The organism is Ruegeria sp. HKCCD7303 (assembly GCF_013111185.1).
GTDB lineage: Bacteria > Pseudomonadota > Alphaproteobacteria > Rhodobacterales > Rhodobacteraceae > Ruegeria.
This window is the reverse complement of record NZ_WVRE01000009.1, coordinates 118044-133756: the sequence shown is the minus strand read 5'-3', so window position 1 is coordinate 133756 and position 15713 is coordinate 118044. Positions and strand designations below refer to the sequence as shown.

Here is a 15713-nt window from a genome sequence, read left to right as displayed (position 1 = left end):
CGGGTGGGAACTTATCTTCGCGCAACAAAGACCACCCGGGTCGGAGCTTTTTCTCTGATCGAGGCTGATCTGTTGATTTAAAAAGTATGAACAAATCGGCCCAATTGGCCGAACAATATCCGATTTTTAGACAAAAATCACGAATACTATGAGTTTGATTTCAATGGCGTTGATGCTTGGGTCGGCTGCGGTCTGAATCAGTGCACGGCGCGTACCCTGCCAGAGCCATTTTTCGTTTGTCGCGCAGAGTTTCTGCCTAATCGAGGAAGAGGTAATCTAGGCGCATCACGGCGCTGGCCTTTTCCTGATTCACGCCAAGGAACCTTGAGATGACGGCTTCGTTTTCACTGCGGTCGGCCGTTTCCCGCAGACGCAAACAATTCTCAATCCGCGCCGCTCGGATCTGTTGCGATTCATAACTCAGATCGTTTCGCAGCGTCGGCACTAGGCGCGCTACGTTTTCCCTCGGGCTGTTTTCACCCGCCAGCCCGACGCGGCGGGCATGTCCGATAAGATAGTCGTCGGAATACTCGCATTCGACTTCAAGCACATGGGTTTTGGCCTGATCCCCGCAGAAATCTTCAAGCACATCCAAATTGGCTGGGTCGAGGCACAGAACCAATTGATCCGACCGGAAACTGTCAAACAGCATGCGTACAACCGCCCGCCTATGGCGTGACCGCTTGGTAAGGCTCGCTTCTATCCCACCCAAGTCGGGCAGGTAGGTGTCCTCTTCGTTAAACAGGTACTCAACACAGGGGATATCCGTCTCAGACGCGATCTGACTGACCAGCCGTTTGGCAACATGCCATTTCTTGCACACGATCACGAAAAGCTCGCGTTCAGGGCCCAAGGCCCGCCCGGATTCCCAGAAGCGTTGCCCAAAGCGGCGACCGATCCGCCCGCGTCCGGTCAGAAATGCATAAAGGTTAGGCCCTTCATTCGAGACCGGAAAATCAATGCCCTCGCTGGCATAAAGCGACCCCAGGCGATCTTTAAGCTCGTGCGCTTCGGGGCTGATCTTACGAGCAAACAGGTAATCCTGCCCCAAAAGCATGTCATAGTGGTCGTTGTAGAATGTGACCGGCATTCCATAGTCAGAAAACATAAGGAAAGTCGGTGTGCGGTTTTCGATCTCACCCTTCGGAATCAGGTGGCGTACCAGCGTCTGAAAGAAGGTCTCGTCCGGGATCCATGTGGTTGAGAAAAACCGGATCACATCTCGTCGCTGGCGCAAGAAGTCCAGGATCATCTCAACCGTGCGGCGGCGCAAGCACCACCACTGGCTGCCGATCATGATTTGCAGATCTTCGGGAATTTCCCGCGTCAGACCAAACCGCTTCTGCAACTCATAGGCGGTGTAAAACAGTTTGGGCTGAGTGCGTTCGTTGAAATGATGGCGATAGATCAGCCGGTCTTCTTTCATGCCGGTCTTGATCCAGTTGCTTTCAAAGAAATCGTGACTTTCGATGAAATCCTTATCGCGATCGTCCAGAAAACGGTGGGTGTATTCGGCAGTTTTTATGGCCATGCAATCGCCAGAAAGCATGTAGAAATGCGTGGCGCGCGGAAATGCCTCGACCGCGGCCTTCACGGCGTTCAGCGTGGCGTGCACCAGCGACCATTCTCCCCATCCGCATTTGATGCGCTTGGCGGCAAAGGCCACGTTGGGATTTTCGCGCAGCGCGGTTCGGATCCGGTCATAGGCGTCAGAGCTTGCACGCGCATCGAAATGGATCGCCATGCAATCGCCCGCTGCAGTTAGCTGTTCGGCCTGTGCGATGATCGCCTCGGGGTCCTTATGGCACAGCAATATGTAGGCAATCTTTGCCATTGGTATCAGGTGATTTCCATTTCTGCCCGGTTTCAACCGTGATACTGAGGATGCGCGATTGAATAAACAGAATAATTTTGGTTCTTTAAGACCAAACGCTGGCGTATCGGATCGAGTTCTGACCAGCGAAGGAGGCACAGCAGATGGGGTTTCCCGGTACCTGGATGACCGAGAGTGAAAGCATGGTGTACCGTGTGGTGCCCAAATGTGCGTGCTCGACCATTGGCCAGATCATGTATTACTCGGATCACGGTCAGTTTTTTGATGGCGACATCCACGATGCAAAGGACGGAATGCACAAATGGGCTTTTGACCAGAGTCAGGGCCTGATTACCAATAATGTGCGGAGCCACGCCTCGTACTCTTTCACCTGTGTGCGCAACCCTTACACCCGCATACTTAGCTCGTTCTTTGACAAGATCTGCGGCATCCAGCGAAACGGCAAGCGATACCGGGGCAATCTGGTGCCGACGCTGATCTACAACTATGGGATCGAAGTGGGCGGCGATGACGGAAAGGGCGAATTCGATCAGATTGCCAGCTTCCGCCGGTTCCTGCTGTTTGCCCGTGATACGATCCGCTGGCGGCGTCCGATGGACCCGGACATTCACTGGTCAGCCATGTCAGGTCATGTATCGACCTTCATTGTGAATGGCGGGCGTTACGACCAGATTTTCTGGACCGAGGCCTTCAACGACGGAATGCAGGGTGTTCTGGATCATGTCGAATTGAAGCACCCAGTCGCATTGGCCGATATTCCGCGGTTCAACGAATCCGAAGGCCACGGCCCCAAACGCGCGCATCCGGTCGAGGATTACTTCGACGATCTGTCGATGCATCTGGTCTATGAAATCTACAAACAGGATTTTGAGCTGTTCAAATACGATTTCGAAAACCCGGCCAACAAGATGCCGATCGGCGAAATCGATCTGGATGAAATTCACGCCAAACTGGGCGATTGAGGGCAGGGACCTCCACCTATCCTCACTGTTTCCTGCCAAATACTTCCAAGTATTAGCCTAGAAAGGGTCGATTAACGGCCAGCTGAAAAGGCTGGCCGTTACCAGATCAAAGCTGGCGTACAGCTCCTTTTGCCGCGCTGGTGGTCAGCTTGGCATAAGCTTTCAACGCAGTAGAGACCTTGCGTTTGCGCGGCGCGGCAGGTTCCCACCCCTTGGCGTCTTGCTCCTGGCGGCGCTCTGCCAGCTCTTCATCGGACACAGCCAGATGGATCGAGCGGTTGGGGATATCGATCTCAATTTTATCGCCGTTCTTGACCAGTCCAATTTCACCACCCTCGGCTGCCTCGGGCGAGACGTGGCCAATCGACAATCCGGACGTGCCGCCCGAGAAGCGGCCATCGGTCAGCAAGGCGCAGGCTTTGCCCAGCCCTTTGGATTTCAGATAGGAGGTGGGGTAGAGCATTTCCTGCATGCCCGGCCCGCCACGCGGACCTTCATAGCGGATGACAACCACGTCACCTTCCTTGACCTTGCCGGTCAGGATGTCACTGACCGCTTGATCCTGACTTTCGCAAACGTAAGCAGAACCGGTGAATTTCAGGATGTTTTCATCCACACCAGCTGTTTTCACGATACAGCCGTCGCGGGCGATGTTTCCGAACAGAACCGCAAGGCCACCATCCTGGCTGAAAGCGTGTTCTTTCGAACGGATCACGCCGCCTTCGCGGTCGGTATCCAATTCTTTGAACCGGTTCGACTGGCTGAACGCCTGCGTTGTGCGCACACCACCAGGAGCGGCCTTGAACAGCTCTTGCGCCTTGGGGTTGTTGGCGACCTTGATGTCCCAGTTGGCAATCGCCTCGCCCATCGTGGCCGAGTGCACCGTGCTGCAATCTTCATGCAGCAGGCCCGCTCGGCTGAGTTCGCCCAGGATCGAGAAGATGCCGCCAGCGCGGTGAACATCTTCCATATGCACATTCTCGGTGTTCGGCGCGACCTTGCACAAGCACGGCACCCTACGGCTGAGGCGATCCATGTCGGTCATGGTGAAATCGACCTCGCCCTCATGTGCGATGGCCAGCAGGTGCAGAACGGTATTGGTCGACCCACCCATGGCGATGTCGAGGCTCATGGCGTTCTCAAACGCGTCAAAAGTTGCGATCTCACGCGGCAGGAAGCCTTTTTCGTCCAGATCGTAATGTCGCTTGGTGATCTCAACGATACGGCGACCCGCTTCCAAGAACAACTCTTTGCGGTCGGCATGTGTTGCCAGTGTCGAACCGTTGCCCGGCAACGCCAGACCCAGTGCTTCGGCCAGACAGTTCATCGAGTTGGCCGTGAACATCCCCGAGCATGATCCGCAGGTCGGGCAGGCGTTTTCTTCGATGTGCTGAACCTGCTCGTCGGTGAATTTGTCATCCGCTGCGGCGACCATGGCGTCCACAAGGTCGATTTTCTTCGCGTCCAGATCGGCGATGTCGATCTTGCCCGCCTCCATTGGCCCACCTGAAACAAAGATCGCAGGAATGTTCAGGCGCATGGCAGCCATTAGCATGCCTGGCGTGATCTTGTCACAGTTCGAAATGCAGACCATGGCGTCAGCGCAATGCGCATTGACCATGTATTCCACAGAATCCGCGATCACTTCGCGCGAGGGAAGCGAATAGAGCATCCCGTCATGGCCCATGGCAATGCCGTCATCCACCGCGATGGTATTGAACTCTTTTGCAACGCCACCTGCGGCTTCGACCTCACGCGCCACCATCTGACCCAGATCTTTCAGGTGCACGTGGCCGGGCACAAACTGGGTGAACGAGTTGACGATGGCGATGATCGGCTTGCCGAAATCATCATCTCCCATGCCTGTGGCACGCCACAATCCGCGGGCACCGGCCATGTTGCGGCCATGGGTAGAGGTTCTGGATCGGTACAATGGCATGATGCTGTTTTCCCTATTTCCTCGGGTTGCATGTCTTTGGGGTCGTGCGTTATAGCGCACGTAGCACATGTGCGTTATAACGTACAAGAGGATTCGCGGGGCGCAGAAATGGATGCTGATGACATTACGCTTAGGCTGCGAGATGTGCGGTCGGCTTCGGGTCTGAGCCTGTCGAAAGCGGCTGAGTTGACGGGCGTCAGCAAGGCCATGCTGGGTCAGATCGAGCGTGGTGAATCCAGCCCGACAATTGCCACACTGTGGAAGATCGCCAAAGGCTTTCAGGTGCCGCTGAGTGCGTTGATCGACACGGCCAATGGCGACCCCTCAGTCTTTCAGACTGTCACCTTTCCCGGCAGTATCGAAGTCAAGATCGTCTTCCCTTTCGATCCCGTTCTGAGGGCCGAGACGTTTCACGTCAGTCTGACCCCGAACCAAAGTCACGAGTCACCAGCGCACGCAACGGGCGTAACAGAAGAAGTCTTTGTTCTTGAAGGTTCTCTCGACATTCTGCGCAACGGGGACTGGGTACCCTTGCAAGCAGGCCAGGGCGTGCGATTTGCTGCTGATTTGCCGCATGGCTATCGCGCAGGTCCGCAGGGGGCAGCGTTTCTGAACATGCATCACTACGCCCAACACACCGAATATTCACAGACGACCAAGACAGAGTCATGACCGCATTTTTCGACAGCCTCACCATCGTTGACGCCATCGGCTCGTTCGGAGCCCTTATTGTGGTTGCGGCCTATTTCGCGACACAAATGCGGATGATGAACTCTGACGACCTGGCCTTTCCTGTCGTCAACCTGCTGGGGTCGGTGCTGATCGTCTATTCCTTGCTTGAGAATTTCAACTTGGCTTCAATGCTGATCGAAGGGTTCTGGATTTTGATCAGTATCATCGGCATCATTCAGCACTTTCGCCCGCGCGGGGCGCGATAAATCAAGTGGGTATCAGGCGCTAGCGCTATCCACACTTGAACCTAAAAGACGCGGGGTATAGGGAAAATCCAAGCTCGCTTAGGGGAGGCTTTGATGCAGGACGATCCAAAAACCCTCGTTTCGACTGAATGGCTGGCGGCGCATATGAAAGACCCGGATCTGCGGATTCTGGATGGGTCTTGGTATCTGCCCGCGCAGAACCGCGACGCCAAAGCCGAATATGATGCCGGCCACATCCCCGGGGCGCGGTTCTTCGATATTGACGAAATCTCGGATCACCGATCGGAACTGCCGCATATGGCTCCTCCGGTCGAGAAATTCATGTCACGCCTTCGGGCGATGGGCGTGGGCGATGGTCATCAGGTTGTCGTCTATGACGGCGCCGGGCTTATGTCAGCGGCACGTGTCTGGTGGTTGTTCCGTCTGATGGGCCAGGAAAACATCGCGGTTCTGGATGGCGGTTTGCCCAAATGGCAAGCCGAAGGTCGCGAGATCGAGGATCTGCCGCCGGTCATCCGTGATCGTCACATGACTGTGCGCGTTCAAAACCAGCTTGTCCGGGACGTCACGCAAGTTTCCGCTGCAGCCAAGCTGGCCGATCATGAGATCATCGATGCCCGCTCTGCCGGTCGGTTTACCGGCGCGGAAGCCGAGCCGCGCAAAGGATTGCGATCGGGCCATATCCCCGGGTCCCGCAACGTCCCGTTCGGCCAGTTGCTCAATGCAGATGGCACAATGAAATCGCCCGAGGACTGTCGTGCCATTTTCCAGGCCGCTGGCGTTGATCTGTCCAAACCTGCAATCACCTCATGCGGGTCGGGCGTCACTGCCGCGATTCTGAGCCTTGCGCTTGAACGCATGGGCAAGAAAGACCACTCGCTTTATGACGGCTCCTGGGCTGAATGGGGTGCCTTCCCAACCCTGCCCGTCGCAACCGGAGAGAACTGATGTTCGAGAACCTCAAGCCGCAGCCTGCCGACAAGATTCTGGCCTTGATGCAGATGTACCGCGAAGACCCGCGCGATCAGAAGATCGACTTGGGTGTGGGCGTCTACAAGAACGCCGATGGCGTGACTCCGGTGATGCGTGCAGTCAAAGCTGCCGAGCGACGCATTTTGGAAGAGCAGGAAACCAAAGCTTACACCGGTCTGGCGGGTGATCCGGCTTTTGCAGACGCGATGATCGGCTTGGTTCTGGGCACATCGGTTCCGCGTGCCAACATTGCCGCTGTGGCGACACCCGGCGGCACGGGCGCTTGCCGACAGGCGTTCGAGATGATCCGCATGGCGAACCCTTCGGCGCGTGTGTTTGTTTCGAACCCGACCTGGCCGAACCACCTGTCGATCCTGAACTATCTGGGGATAGAGACCGTTCAGTACCGGTATTTCGATGGCGAAACCCGCGGCGTTGATTTCGACGGGATGATGGTCGACCTGAAAACCGCCAAAGCAGGTGACGTAGTTCTGTTGCATGGCTGCTGTCACAACCCGACCGGTGCGAACCTGAACATGGTGCAATGGCAAGAGGTCGCGAACCTGATCAACGAGCTTGGCCTCGTGGCGATGATCGACATCGCCTACCAGGGATTTGGTGACGGGCTGGAAGAAGACGCACAGGCGGCACGCCTGGTTGCCTCATCGGTCAAGGAATGCCTGATTGCCGCGTCTTGCTCGAAGAATTTCGGTGTCTACCGGGAACGTACTGGTTTGTTGATGGCGATCAGCGCGGACGCCGGACGAACCGCTTTAAATCAGGGAACATTGGCGTTTCTGAACCGCCAGAACTATTCCTTCCCGCCGGATCATGGCGCGCGCGTCGTGACAACCATCCTGATGGATGAGGCCCTGCGCGCGGATTGGGCAGCAGAGCTGGAAGAAGTCCGCCTGTCCATGCTGGGACTGCGCCAGCAAATGGCCGACGAGTTGCAGCGTCTGAGCGGTTCGGACCGTTTCGGTTTCATTGCCCAGCACAGGGGTATGTTCTCACGCTTGGGCGCGGCACCTGAACTGGTCGAGAAACTGCGCGCCGATCACGGTATCTACATGGTAGGCGACAGCCGCCTGAACATCGCTGGCCTAAACGCGACAACGGTACCGATTCTGGCGAAGGCGATTATCGACGTCGGCGTTTGATCTCAATAACATTCTAAAAAAAGAAAACCCGGGCGCGAACGCCCGGGTTTTTTTGATAATTTAATATGGTCTTAGCCCTTCGAGAACTCAGGATATGCTTCCATACCCAGTTCCGCCATGTCCAGACCGTTGATTTCGTCCTCTTCGCTGACGCGAATGCCAAGGGTGGCTTTCAGGATCGTCCAAAGGATCAAAGCGGCCACGAAGGTGAAGACACCGTAGGCCACTACACCGGTCAACTGGGTTATCAGGCTGGCTTCACCGTAGAAGATGACGGCGATGGTGCCCCAGATGCCTGCGAACAGGTGGACCGGGATGGCACCGACCACATCGTCGATCTTGAACTTGTCCAGCATCGGAACCGCGAAGACCACGATGATACCGCCCACAGCACCGATCCAAAGCGCGCCGAACAGGGTCGGGGCCAGAGGTTCAGCGGTGATTGACACCAGACCGGCCAGCGCGCCGTTCAGCACCATGGTCAGGTCAGGCTTTTTGTACAGGACCTGTGTCATGATCAGGGCTGCGACAGCACCGGATGCGGCGGCCATGTTGGTGTTGGCGAAGATGCGCGATACGTCGGTTACGTCACCCACGGTGCCCATCGCCAGCTGCGAGCCGCCGTTGAAACCGAACCAACCCAGCCACAGAATGAACGTACCCAAGGTCGCCAGCGCCAGATTTGAACCGGGCATCGGATGAACTTTGCCGTCCTTGTACTTGCCGATACGTGGCCCAAGGATCAGACAGCCAGCCAGAGCGGCCCAGCCACCGACCGAGTGTACAACGGTCGAACCGGCGAAGTCGGAAAAGCCCATGGCATCCAGCCAGCCGCCGCCCCATTTCCACGACCCCGAGATCGGGTACAGGATACCGGTCAGCACGACGACGAAGATCAGGAAGGGCCAAAGCTTGATACGCTCCGCTACGGCACCCGACACGATCGACGCGGTTGCCGCCACAAAGACCAACTGGAAGAAGAAGTCCGAGCCGATCGAGGCGTAGTCCAAAGCAGCCTCGGCAGGGTCAACGCCAACCGGATCAAGCACGGTTGGGCCGCCAATGGCAAAGAAACCATTGAAGTCGCCCGGATACATCGTGTTGAAGCCAACCAGCCAGTACATGATCGCGGCAATGGAAAACAGCGCGATGTTCTTGATCATCTGCATGGCGACGTTCTTGGACCTCACCAGACCGCCTTCCAGCATGGCAAAGCCTGCAGCCATGAAGAAAACCAGAAAGCCCGCCATCAGGAACAGCAGGGTGGTAAAGATATACTGGGTGTGCAGCGCAGCCTCGCCTTCAGCGGCTTCTTGCGCCAGACCCATCTGCGGCAGCACGACAAGCGCAGCGGCAGGGATGAGAGATTTCATCAGGTTCATTTTACTTCCTCGAATGAGTGTGGAGTGGCCGCGCTTACAGCGCTTCCTCGTTGGTTTCCCCGGTTCGCACGCGCAGGGCCTGCTCGACATCGAGGACGAAAATCTTGCCGTCACCGATTTTGCCGGTTTTGGCGGTGTTGGTGATGGTCTCGACGATCTGGTCGGCCATTGTGGCCGGTACCACGATCTCGAGCTTGATCTTGGGCACGAAGTTCACGGCGTATTCGGCCCCACGGTAGATTTCGGTGTGACCGGACTGCGAGCCGAAGCCCTTGATTTCGGTCACCATCATGCCGCGCACGCCAGCTTGGGTCAGTGCCTCGCGCACCTCCTCCAGCTTGAACGGCTTGATTGTCGCAATGATCAGTTTCACGTCTTTCCCCTCTGATTGTCCGGTGGGACCGGTTTGTTTGCACCTGCAGAAAAAGAGCGTGACAGAACGTCGTAAGAAACGGTTACGGGTCGTAATTGCATACCAAAATGGCGTATTGTTGCACATTTTTTGCACAAAAAGTACGAAGTGGCTAAAAAATGAGCAGATTGATGAGGGGAAATTACGGAAATTCGGACCTCTACATAGACGGGTCTCCGGGGTATGGTGGCGCAAAAGTATAACGGGCAGAGTTTGAGCATGACTGAGTCCAAGCGCCGAAAGCCGCGATTGGTTGCGGACAAAAGATACCCCTCCAAAGGGCGTAAACCGTCGGCCTCCAAGCGCCCGGCGGGCAAGAAATCGACCGCACGCAAGACGACCGCCCGCAAAACCACGCGCAAGACAAAGCGCAAACGCACCGGCGGAAACGGAGGCGGTATTTTCCGTCGACTCTTCCGCTGGATCTGGAGGTTGATCTGGGGTTTGACGTGGCGCGTGGGGGCAATTGTCGCCGCCCTGATCGCATTGGCGGTCGGCATCGTGTATACAACTCTGCCCAATGTAGATGCCTTACTGGACGGGCGCGCGCGCGGGTCAGTGACCTTGTTGGATCGCGATGGCAAGGTTTTTGCCTGGCGCGGGGATCAGTTTGGCGGGGTGATCACGGCGGATACGGTGTCGCCCCATCTGAAGAACGCCGTGATCGCGACCGAGGACAAGCGATTCTACCGTCATTTCGGTGTCAGCCCGCGCGGCGTTGCAAGTGCCGTGCGCATCAACCTGAGCGAAGGACGCGGGCCTTTGTCTGGCCATGGCGGGTCAACCATCACCCAACAGACAGCCAAACTGCTGTGTCTGGGAGAGCCGTATGATCCGTCTGAATGGGACTCTGAAGCCACTTACGAGGCCGATTGCCGCCAGGGCTCGCTTTGGCGCAAGGCCAAGGAAGCCGTTTATGCAATGGCGATGGAGGTCAAATACTCCAAGAACGAGGTTCTGACGATCTACCTGAACCGGGCCTTCTTGGGTGCAGGCGCGCGCGGGTTTGAAGCGGCCAGCCAGCGATACTTTGGAAAGTCTGCCGCAGAAGTTTCCCCAGCTGAGGCTGCGATGCTGGCCGGTCTGCTGGTGGCACCCACGCGGTATGCGCCAACGAATAACCTGCAACGTTCTCAGGACCGGGCACGGCTTGTGATTGGTTTGATGGAGGACCAGGGCTATTTGACCGCGGCACAAGCCAGCGAAGCACGCACCAGACCGGCCGAGCTTTCAGAAGCTGCCGCTGCGCGCGCAGGCGGATATTTCGCGGATTGGGTCATGGCAAGTGGGCCCGAGTTCTTTACGCGCAACACCACCGAGGATGTGGTGATCCGTACCACTCTGGATCAGCGCATCCAAACCTCTGCCGAAGAAGCGCTGAAGTTCATCTTTCAGGAAAAGGTGCGCGAAGGGTCCGAGGCGCAGGCCGCGATTGTCGTGATGTCTGCGGACGGTGCAGTGCGCGGCATGGTTGGTGGGCGCAAGACAAGGGTGTCTGGTGCGTTTAACCGGGCGACGCAGGCGTTGCGTCAGACAGGGTCGTCCTTCAAGCCGTTCGTTTACGCCACCGCGCTGGAACTTGGGTATTCGCCGCTGGATACGGTGATGGATGAGCCTTACTGCGTGAACATTCCCGGTTCAGGTCAATGGTGCCCCAAAAACTACACCAACAAGTTCTATGGGCAGGTGACGTTGGCAGATGCGTTGATGAACTCTTTGAACATTCCGGCTGTGAAAGTGGCGGAGATTTCGGGTTTGGATAACGTCCGCACTGTCGCAAGCGGCTTTGGTATTGCCAGCGATCTGGCGCAGGGTCCGGCCTTGGCGCTGGGCGCGTCGGAAAGCACGCTGATCGAGATGACCGGAGCTTACGCAGGAATCCTGAACGGTGGATCGGCAGTGGAGCCTTATGGCTTAACCGAGCTGAAGCTGCTGGGGGATGAAACGCCCGTCATGGTCACGACGACAGGTATTGGTGAACGGGTGATCAACGACTCGGCCGCCAAGCAACTGACCTGGATGATGGAGCGTGTGGTGTCCGAAGGCACCGGCGGACGCGCCAAGCTGCCGGGTTGGCAGGTGGCAGGCAAAACCGGGACAACTCAGGCCGCGCGGGATGCGTGGTTCATCGGTTTTACGGCTGATTATGTGACCGGCGTCTGGATGGGGTATGACGACAACACGCCGCTGTCTGGCGTAACCGGGGGCGGGCTGCCTGCTGAAATCTGGAAAGAGACCATGCTGCGTGTCACCGAAGGGATGACGCCAACGCCCCTGCCGATGATGGCACCTGAACCGCCGGTGCAAGTTGCGCAGCCACAGCCCCGTCGTAGGCAGGGCGGTTTTGCGGAAGACATCAATAACCTGCTGAGAAATATATTCGGCGGCAACTAACAAAAAAGGCGGTGCACTGGGCACCGCCTTTTGTCGTTCGTTTCTTGCGTGGTTTAGACGCTGGCATCCAAAGCTGCCAGGATCGCGTCGCCCATTTCGGTGGTAGACACCGGTGTGACGCCTTCATCCGCCAGCAGGTCGCCGGTGCGGACGCCATCAGTCAGAACTTTCTCGATCGCGGCTTCAAGGCGGTCTGCTTCTTCACCCTGATCAAAGCTATAACGCAGCGCCATGGCAAAGCTGAGGATACAGGCGATCGGGTTAGCTTTGCCCTGACCCGCGATATCAGGTGCCGAGCCGTGGACCGGTTCGTACATCGCCTTGGGGCGACCATTGGCCATTGGAGCGCCCAGCGAGGCTGAAGGCAACATGCCCAGAGAACCCGTCAGCATCGCGGCGCAGTCGGACAGGATGTCACCAAACAGGTTGTCGGTCAGGATCACGTCGAACTGCTTGGGTGCGCGCACCAGCTGCATGGCGCCGTTGTCGGCATACATGTGGCTCAGCTCAACCTCGGGGTAGTCGGCGGCGACACGATTTACGACTTCACGCCACAGGATGCCGGATTCCATGACGTTGGCTTTTTCCATCGAGCACAGCTTTTTGTTCCGGCGCATCGCCAGTTCAAAGGCCGAGCGTGCGGCGCGTTCAATCTCGGATTCGGTGTAACGCTGGGTGTTGATGCCGACGCGTTCATTGCCTTCTTCGAAGATGCCGCGCGGTTCGCCGAAATAGACGCCCGAGGTCAGCTCGCGCACGATCATGATATCCAGACCGGCAACGATGTCTTTTTTCAGCGACGAGAAATCGGCCAGCGCGTCAAAGCACTGGGCCGGGCGCAGGTTGGAATACAGGTCCATTTCCTTGCGCAGGCGCAGCAGACCGCGCTCGGGCTTGAGGCTGAAATCCAGATCGTCGTATTTCGGGCCGCCAACAGCACCCAGCAGAACCGCGTCCACCTCTTGCGCTTTGGCCATCGTCTCATCAGACAGCGGCTTGCCGTGGGCGTCATAGGCGGCACCGCCTACCAGATCCTCGCTCACGTCAAATTGAAGACCGCGATTGGTGCCGAACCAATCGATGATTCTGCGCACTTCGGCCATAACTTCCGGGCCAATTCCGTCTCCGGGCAGGATGAGGAGCGAGGGGTTGGACATGAAGGGTCTCCTTGCGTTTTGTTGCACAGGCCCTAGCGTCTGCGGTGCATCGGGTCAATGAGACGAACCCGTCAAAACACGAGGAAAACACATGCTGACACCTGGAAATCCGGTTCCTGCGCTGAAAATCGAAACCGTGGCGCATGGCAGCTTCGATCTTGAGGCAGACAAGGGCGAAAACGGGACTCTGGTGATTCAATATCGCGGACTTCATTGCCCGATCTGCATCAAACAGATGACCGAGGTCGAGGCGGCGCTGGACGATTTTGCGGCGCTGGGCGTCGAGGTCATCATGATCACAACCGATACCGCCGAACGTGCCGCCGAAACAGCCGAGAAAGCCGGGGCAAAACGACTGCGCGTGGGTCACAGCCTGCCGCTGGCTGCCGCCCGCGAGGATTGGGGGCTGAACATCTCAACCAAGCGCGAAGGCAGTGCAGAACCCGATTTTTTCGCAGAGCCCGGTCATTTCTATATCGCACCCGATCAGACGCTCTATTACGCGTGGCAGCAAACCACGCCATTTGGGCGCCCGTCGATGTCGGATATTGCGGGTGGTCTGAAGTTTACCCTTGGCAACAATTACCCTGCGCGCGGGACTTATACAGGGCCGCTTTGACCGTCAAAGACTAGCCTTGAGCCCTTCGGTCAAAAGGTCCCAGACCCTACGAATGCGCGGGGTCTGGCGCATGGCTTGCGGCGCGGCCAGCCACACCGGCATTTTCTTGATCTCGACCCCAATATCCAGAATTTCGACCAGCGGATCGGCCTCGGCCACTTGGATCTGACTGAATCCCAGTCCGCAGCCTGCTCTGATCAGTTCCCAATACACGGTCTGGTGGTCACATCGGGTGGCAAAGGCATCGCGCCCAACGTTCCAGCCCCTTTCCTGCATCGAAGCAATGATGCGGTCATCCGTGTCAAATCCCACAAGGTCGTGTTGGAACACCTCTTCTGGCGAGGTCGGGCGACCTGCGCGATCCAAATAGCTTTTAGCGGCGCAAAAACATAACGAGATCTCACCCAAATGCCGGGTCAGAATGTCCATCTGTTCGGGGCGGTACATGCGCACGGCAATATCGGCTTCTCGGAACAGCAGGTTTTCGGTGGCATCGGTGGCAACCAGTTCCAACTGAATCGCAGGTTCCTGTTGCCGGATATGTGCCAAAATCGGCGGCAGGATGTGGTTCGATGCAAAGACCGACGCGGTAATGCGCACTGATCCTGCCAGTTGTTGCGACTGACCGGCTGCTGTCATGCTAAAAGCGTTCATGGCCGTGTGCATCTGTTGGGCCATGGGCAGCAATTGATGGCCCACATCGCTTAGCTTCAGCCCTCTTGCGTGTCGTTCAAAAAGAGAAACCTCCAGCTCGGCTTCCAGCGTCTGAATCTGCCGTCCCAAGGTGGGCTGGCTGCGGTCCAACTGTCGGGCTGCGGCAGAAAGAGACCCGGTTTCGGCCACCGCAAGAAAGCTTTGGATCAGGGACCAGTCGGCATGTGTAAGGGCTTTGTCCATTCAAAAATGAATACATGATCTGCAATTTGGGGCAATTCACTATTGCTTTCCTTGGGGTAATCTCTGCCCCAACAGGAGGGAACCATGCCGCAATCCGTACTTATTCTGGGGGCCACGGGCCGATTTGGTCGCAACGCTGCGCTGGCGTTTCGCAACGCCGGGTGGACCGTGCACAGCTTTGACCGCACGCGCGACACGCTGGAACAAGAGGCGCGCGGAATGGACGTTATCGTCAATGGCTGGAATCCACCCTACCCCGATTGGGCAGGTCTTGTACCGGGCCTGCACCAACAGGTGATTAAGGTAGCGGAGGAGACCGGGGCAACGGTTTTGGTGCCGGGAAACGTCTATGTCTTTGGACCTGAAGCACCGGGTCCCTGGTACGGTGGAACACCGCACAAGGCGCGCAACCCTTTGGGTCGTGTCAGAATAGAGATGGAGGAAGCCTATCGCCGCTCGACCGCGCGTACCATTATTCTGCGTGTCGGGGATTTCATTGACACATGTGCCTCGGGCAACTGGTTTGATCAGGTCATGATCAAAGATCTTGCTAAGGGGCGGTTGGTCTATCCCGGCAACCCGGACATCCCGCATGCGTGGGCTTATCTACCAGATCTGGCCCGCGTTGCAGTGCTGCTGGCCGAAAAGCGCCATGAGTTGCCCCGGTTTTGCGATGTCCCATTCGAAGGTTACACCCTGACCGGATCACAATTTGCTCATGCTCTGTCGAAGGTCACTGGGCAGGACATTTCCGTGAAGCCGATGCACTGGTGGCCCTTGAAATTGGCTCGACCGTTTTGGCGTATGGCCGCGCACTTGCTTGAGATGCGGTATCTTTGGCAAGTGCCCCATCAGTTGGACGGCACATACCTTACCGAGTTGCTAGGCGCGGTGCCGCGGACTGATTTGGATGTTGCCCTATGTTCTGCGATTCCAACGCAACTTGTAGCCCCATCGCCTGCGATCCGGTCCGTCGGCGGCGGTCTGTTGAAACCTGCCAACAACTGACCTTCGTTGCGTTTACTTTGGACGGTGAAGGTTACCCGG

At 57.2% G+C, this 15713-nt stretch carries 14 protein-coding genes; 8 read left to right on the top strand and 6 right to left on the bottom strand.

What is annotated here, in order from left to right:
- Positions 1–256: 256 nt before the first annotated feature.
- Positions 257–1834 (bottom strand): DUF5928 domain-containing protein, encoded by a 1578-nt coding sequence (locus GS630_RS19420; RefSeq protein WP_171712188.1) that lies wholly within the window; start codon positions 1832–1834, stop codon positions 257–259.
- Positions 1835–1977: 143 nt separating this feature from the next.
- On the opposite strand from GS630_RS19420, the gene GS630_RS19415 reads away from it, so the two are divergent.
- Positions 1978–2796 carry a sulfotransferase family protein gene (locus tag GS630_RS19415; protein WP_171181004.1) on the top strand — a complete coding sequence of 273 codons (819 nt, stop codon included), beginning with the start codon at positions 1978–1980 and terminating at the stop codon, positions 2794–2796.
- 106 nt (positions 2797–2902) lie between these two features.
- Here GS630_RS19415 and ilvD read toward each other — a convergent pair whose 3' ends face one another.
- Positions 2903–4735 (bottom strand): dihydroxy-acid dehydratase, encoded by a 1833-nt coding sequence (gene ilvD / locus GS630_RS19410; RefSeq protein WP_171712186.1) that lies wholly within the window; start codon positions 4733–4735, stop codon positions 2903–2905.
- A gap of 108 nt (positions 4736–4843) precedes the next feature.
- Here ilvD and GS630_RS19405 point away from each other — a divergent pair, with 108 nt between their 5' ends.
- From GS630_RS19405 to GS630_RS19390, 4 genes are all read left to right on the top strand, one after another.
- Positions 4844–5407, top strand: coding sequence for a helix-turn-helix domain-containing protein (locus GS630_RS19405; RefSeq protein ID WP_171621167.1), 564 nt, complete (start codon positions 4844–4846; stop codon positions 5405–5407).
- On the top strand, positions 5404–5673 hold the full coding sequence (locus GS630_RS19400; protein ID WP_171181009.1) for a hypothetical protein: 270 nt from the start codon (positions 5404–5406) through the stop codon (positions 5671–5673). Before GS630_RS19405 ends, GS630_RS19400 begins: the two co-directional genes overlap by 4 nt.
- 93 nt (positions 5674–5766) lie before the next feature.
- The gene (gene sseA / locus GS630_RS19395) at positions 5767–6621 is read left to right on the top strand and encodes a 3-mercaptopyruvate sulfurtransferase (protein WP_171236333.1); all 855 of its coding nucleotides are present in this window, start codon (positions 5767–5769) and stop codon (positions 6619–6621) included.
- Complete coding sequence (locus GS630_RS19390; protein ID WP_171621166.1) at positions 6621–7805, top strand: amino acid aminotransferase; 1185 nt, start codon at positions 6621–6623, stop codon at positions 7803–7805. Before sseA ends, GS630_RS19390 begins: the two co-directional genes overlap by 1 nt.
- Before the next feature lie 71 nt (positions 7806–7876).
- Here GS630_RS19390 and GS630_RS19385 read toward each other — a convergent pair whose 3' ends face one another.
- Together GS630_RS19385 and GS630_RS19380 are read right to left on the bottom strand one after the other, a co-directional pair.
- The gene (locus tag GS630_RS19385) at positions 7877–9187 is read right to left on the bottom strand and encodes an ammonium transporter (protein ID WP_171621165.1); all 1311 of its coding nucleotides are present in this window, start codon (positions 9185–9187) and stop codon (positions 7877–7879) included.
- A 34-nt stretch (positions 9188–9221) separates the two neighbouring features.
- On the bottom strand, positions 9222–9560 hold the full coding sequence (locus GS630_RS19380; RefSeq protein WP_170537262.1) for a P-II family nitrogen regulator: 339 nt from the start codon (positions 9558–9560) through the stop codon (positions 9222–9224).
- 258 nt (positions 9561–9818) lie between these two features.
- Here GS630_RS19380 and GS630_RS19375 point away from each other — a divergent pair, with 258 nt between their 5' ends.
- Complete coding sequence (locus GS630_RS19375; RefSeq protein WP_171238826.1) at positions 9819–11993, top strand: transglycosylase domain-containing protein; 2175 nt, start codon at positions 9819–9821, stop codon at positions 11991–11993.
- 53 nt (positions 11994–12046) lie between these two features.
- Here the strand turns inward: GS630_RS19375 and leuB are convergent, their stop codons facing one another.
- Positions 12047–13150, bottom strand: a complete 1104-nt coding sequence (gene leuB, locus GS630_RS19370) for a 3-isopropylmalate dehydrogenase (protein ID WP_171621164.1) — start codon at positions 13148–13150, stop codon at positions 12047–12049.
- Between the two features lie 91 nt (positions 13151–13241).
- Between leuB and GS630_RS19365 the strand changes: the two genes are divergently transcribed.
- Complete coding sequence (locus GS630_RS19365) at positions 13242–13769, top strand: redoxin domain-containing protein (protein WP_171181023.1); 528 nt, start codon at positions 13242–13244, stop codon at positions 13767–13769.
- Between the two features lie 3 nt (positions 13770–13772).
- On the opposite strand, the gene GS630_RS19360 is transcribed toward GS630_RS19365, so the two are convergent.
- Positions 13773–14666 (bottom strand): LysR family transcriptional regulator, encoded by an 894-nt coding sequence (locus GS630_RS19360; RefSeq protein WP_171621163.1) that lies wholly within the window; start codon positions 14664–14666, stop codon positions 13773–13775.
- Positions 14667–14750: 84 nt separating this feature from the next.
- On the opposite strand from GS630_RS19360, the gene GS630_RS19355 reads away from it, so the two are divergent.
- A complete protein-coding gene (locus tag GS630_RS19355; protein WP_171621162.1) occupies positions 14751–15674 on the top strand; it encodes an epimerase in 924 nt (307 codons plus the stop codon).
- Positions 15675–15713: the final 39 nt, after the last annotated feature.

What these genes read in the sequence shown, in the direction of transcription:
- leuB (WP_171621164.1), bottom strand. Translation starts at nt 13,150, where the DNA reads ATGTCCAACCCCTCGCTCCTCATCCTGCCCGGAGACGGAATTGGCCCG.
- GS630_RS19415 (WP_171181004.1), top strand. Translation starts at nt 1,978, where the DNA reads ATGGGGTTTCCCGGTACCTGGATGACCGAGAGTGAAAGCATGGTGTAC.
- sseA (WP_171236333.1), top strand. Translation starts at nt 5,767, where the DNA reads ATGCAGGACGATCCAAAAACCCTCGTTTCGACTGAATGGCTGGCGGCG.
- ilvD (WP_171712186.1), bottom strand. Translation starts at nt 4,735, where the DNA reads ATGCCATTGTACCGATCCAGAACCTCTACCCATGGCCGCAACATGGCC.
- GS630_RS19390 (WP_171621166.1), top strand. Translation starts at nt 6,621, where the DNA reads ATGTTCGAGAACCTCAAGCCGCAGCCTGCCGACAAGATTCTGGCCTTG.
- GS630_RS19355 (WP_171621162.1), top strand. Translation starts at nt 14,751, where the DNA reads ATGCCGCAATCCGTACTTATTCTGGGGGCCACGGGCCGATTTGGTCGC.
- GS630_RS19420 (WP_171712188.1), bottom strand. Translation starts at nt 1,834, where the DNA reads ATGGCAAAGATTGCCTACATATTGCTGTGCCATAAGGACCCCGAGGCG.
- GS630_RS19400 (WP_171181009.1), top strand. Translation starts at nt 5,404, where the DNA reads ATGACCGCATTTTTCGACAGCCTCACCATCGTTGACGCCATCGGCTCG.
- GS630_RS19360 (WP_171621163.1), bottom strand. Translation starts at nt 14,666, where the DNA reads ATGGACAAAGCCCTTACACATGCCGACTGGTCCCTGATCCAAAGCTTT.
- GS630_RS19405 (WP_171621167.1), top strand. Translation starts at nt 4,844, where the DNA reads ATGGATGCTGATGACATTACGCTTAGGCTGCGAGATGTGCGGTCGGCT.
- GS630_RS19365 (WP_171181023.1), top strand. Translation starts at nt 13,242, where the DNA reads ATGCTGACACCTGGAAATCCGGTTCCTGCGCTGAAAATCGAAACCGTG.
- GS630_RS19375 (WP_171238826.1), top strand. Translation starts at nt 9,819, where the DNA reads ATGACTGAGTCCAAGCGCCGAAAGCCGCGATTGGTTGCGGACAAAAGA.
- GS630_RS19385 (WP_171621165.1), bottom strand. Translation starts at nt 9,187, where the DNA reads ATGAACCTGATGAAATCTCTCATCCCTGCCGCTGCGCTTGTCGTGCTG.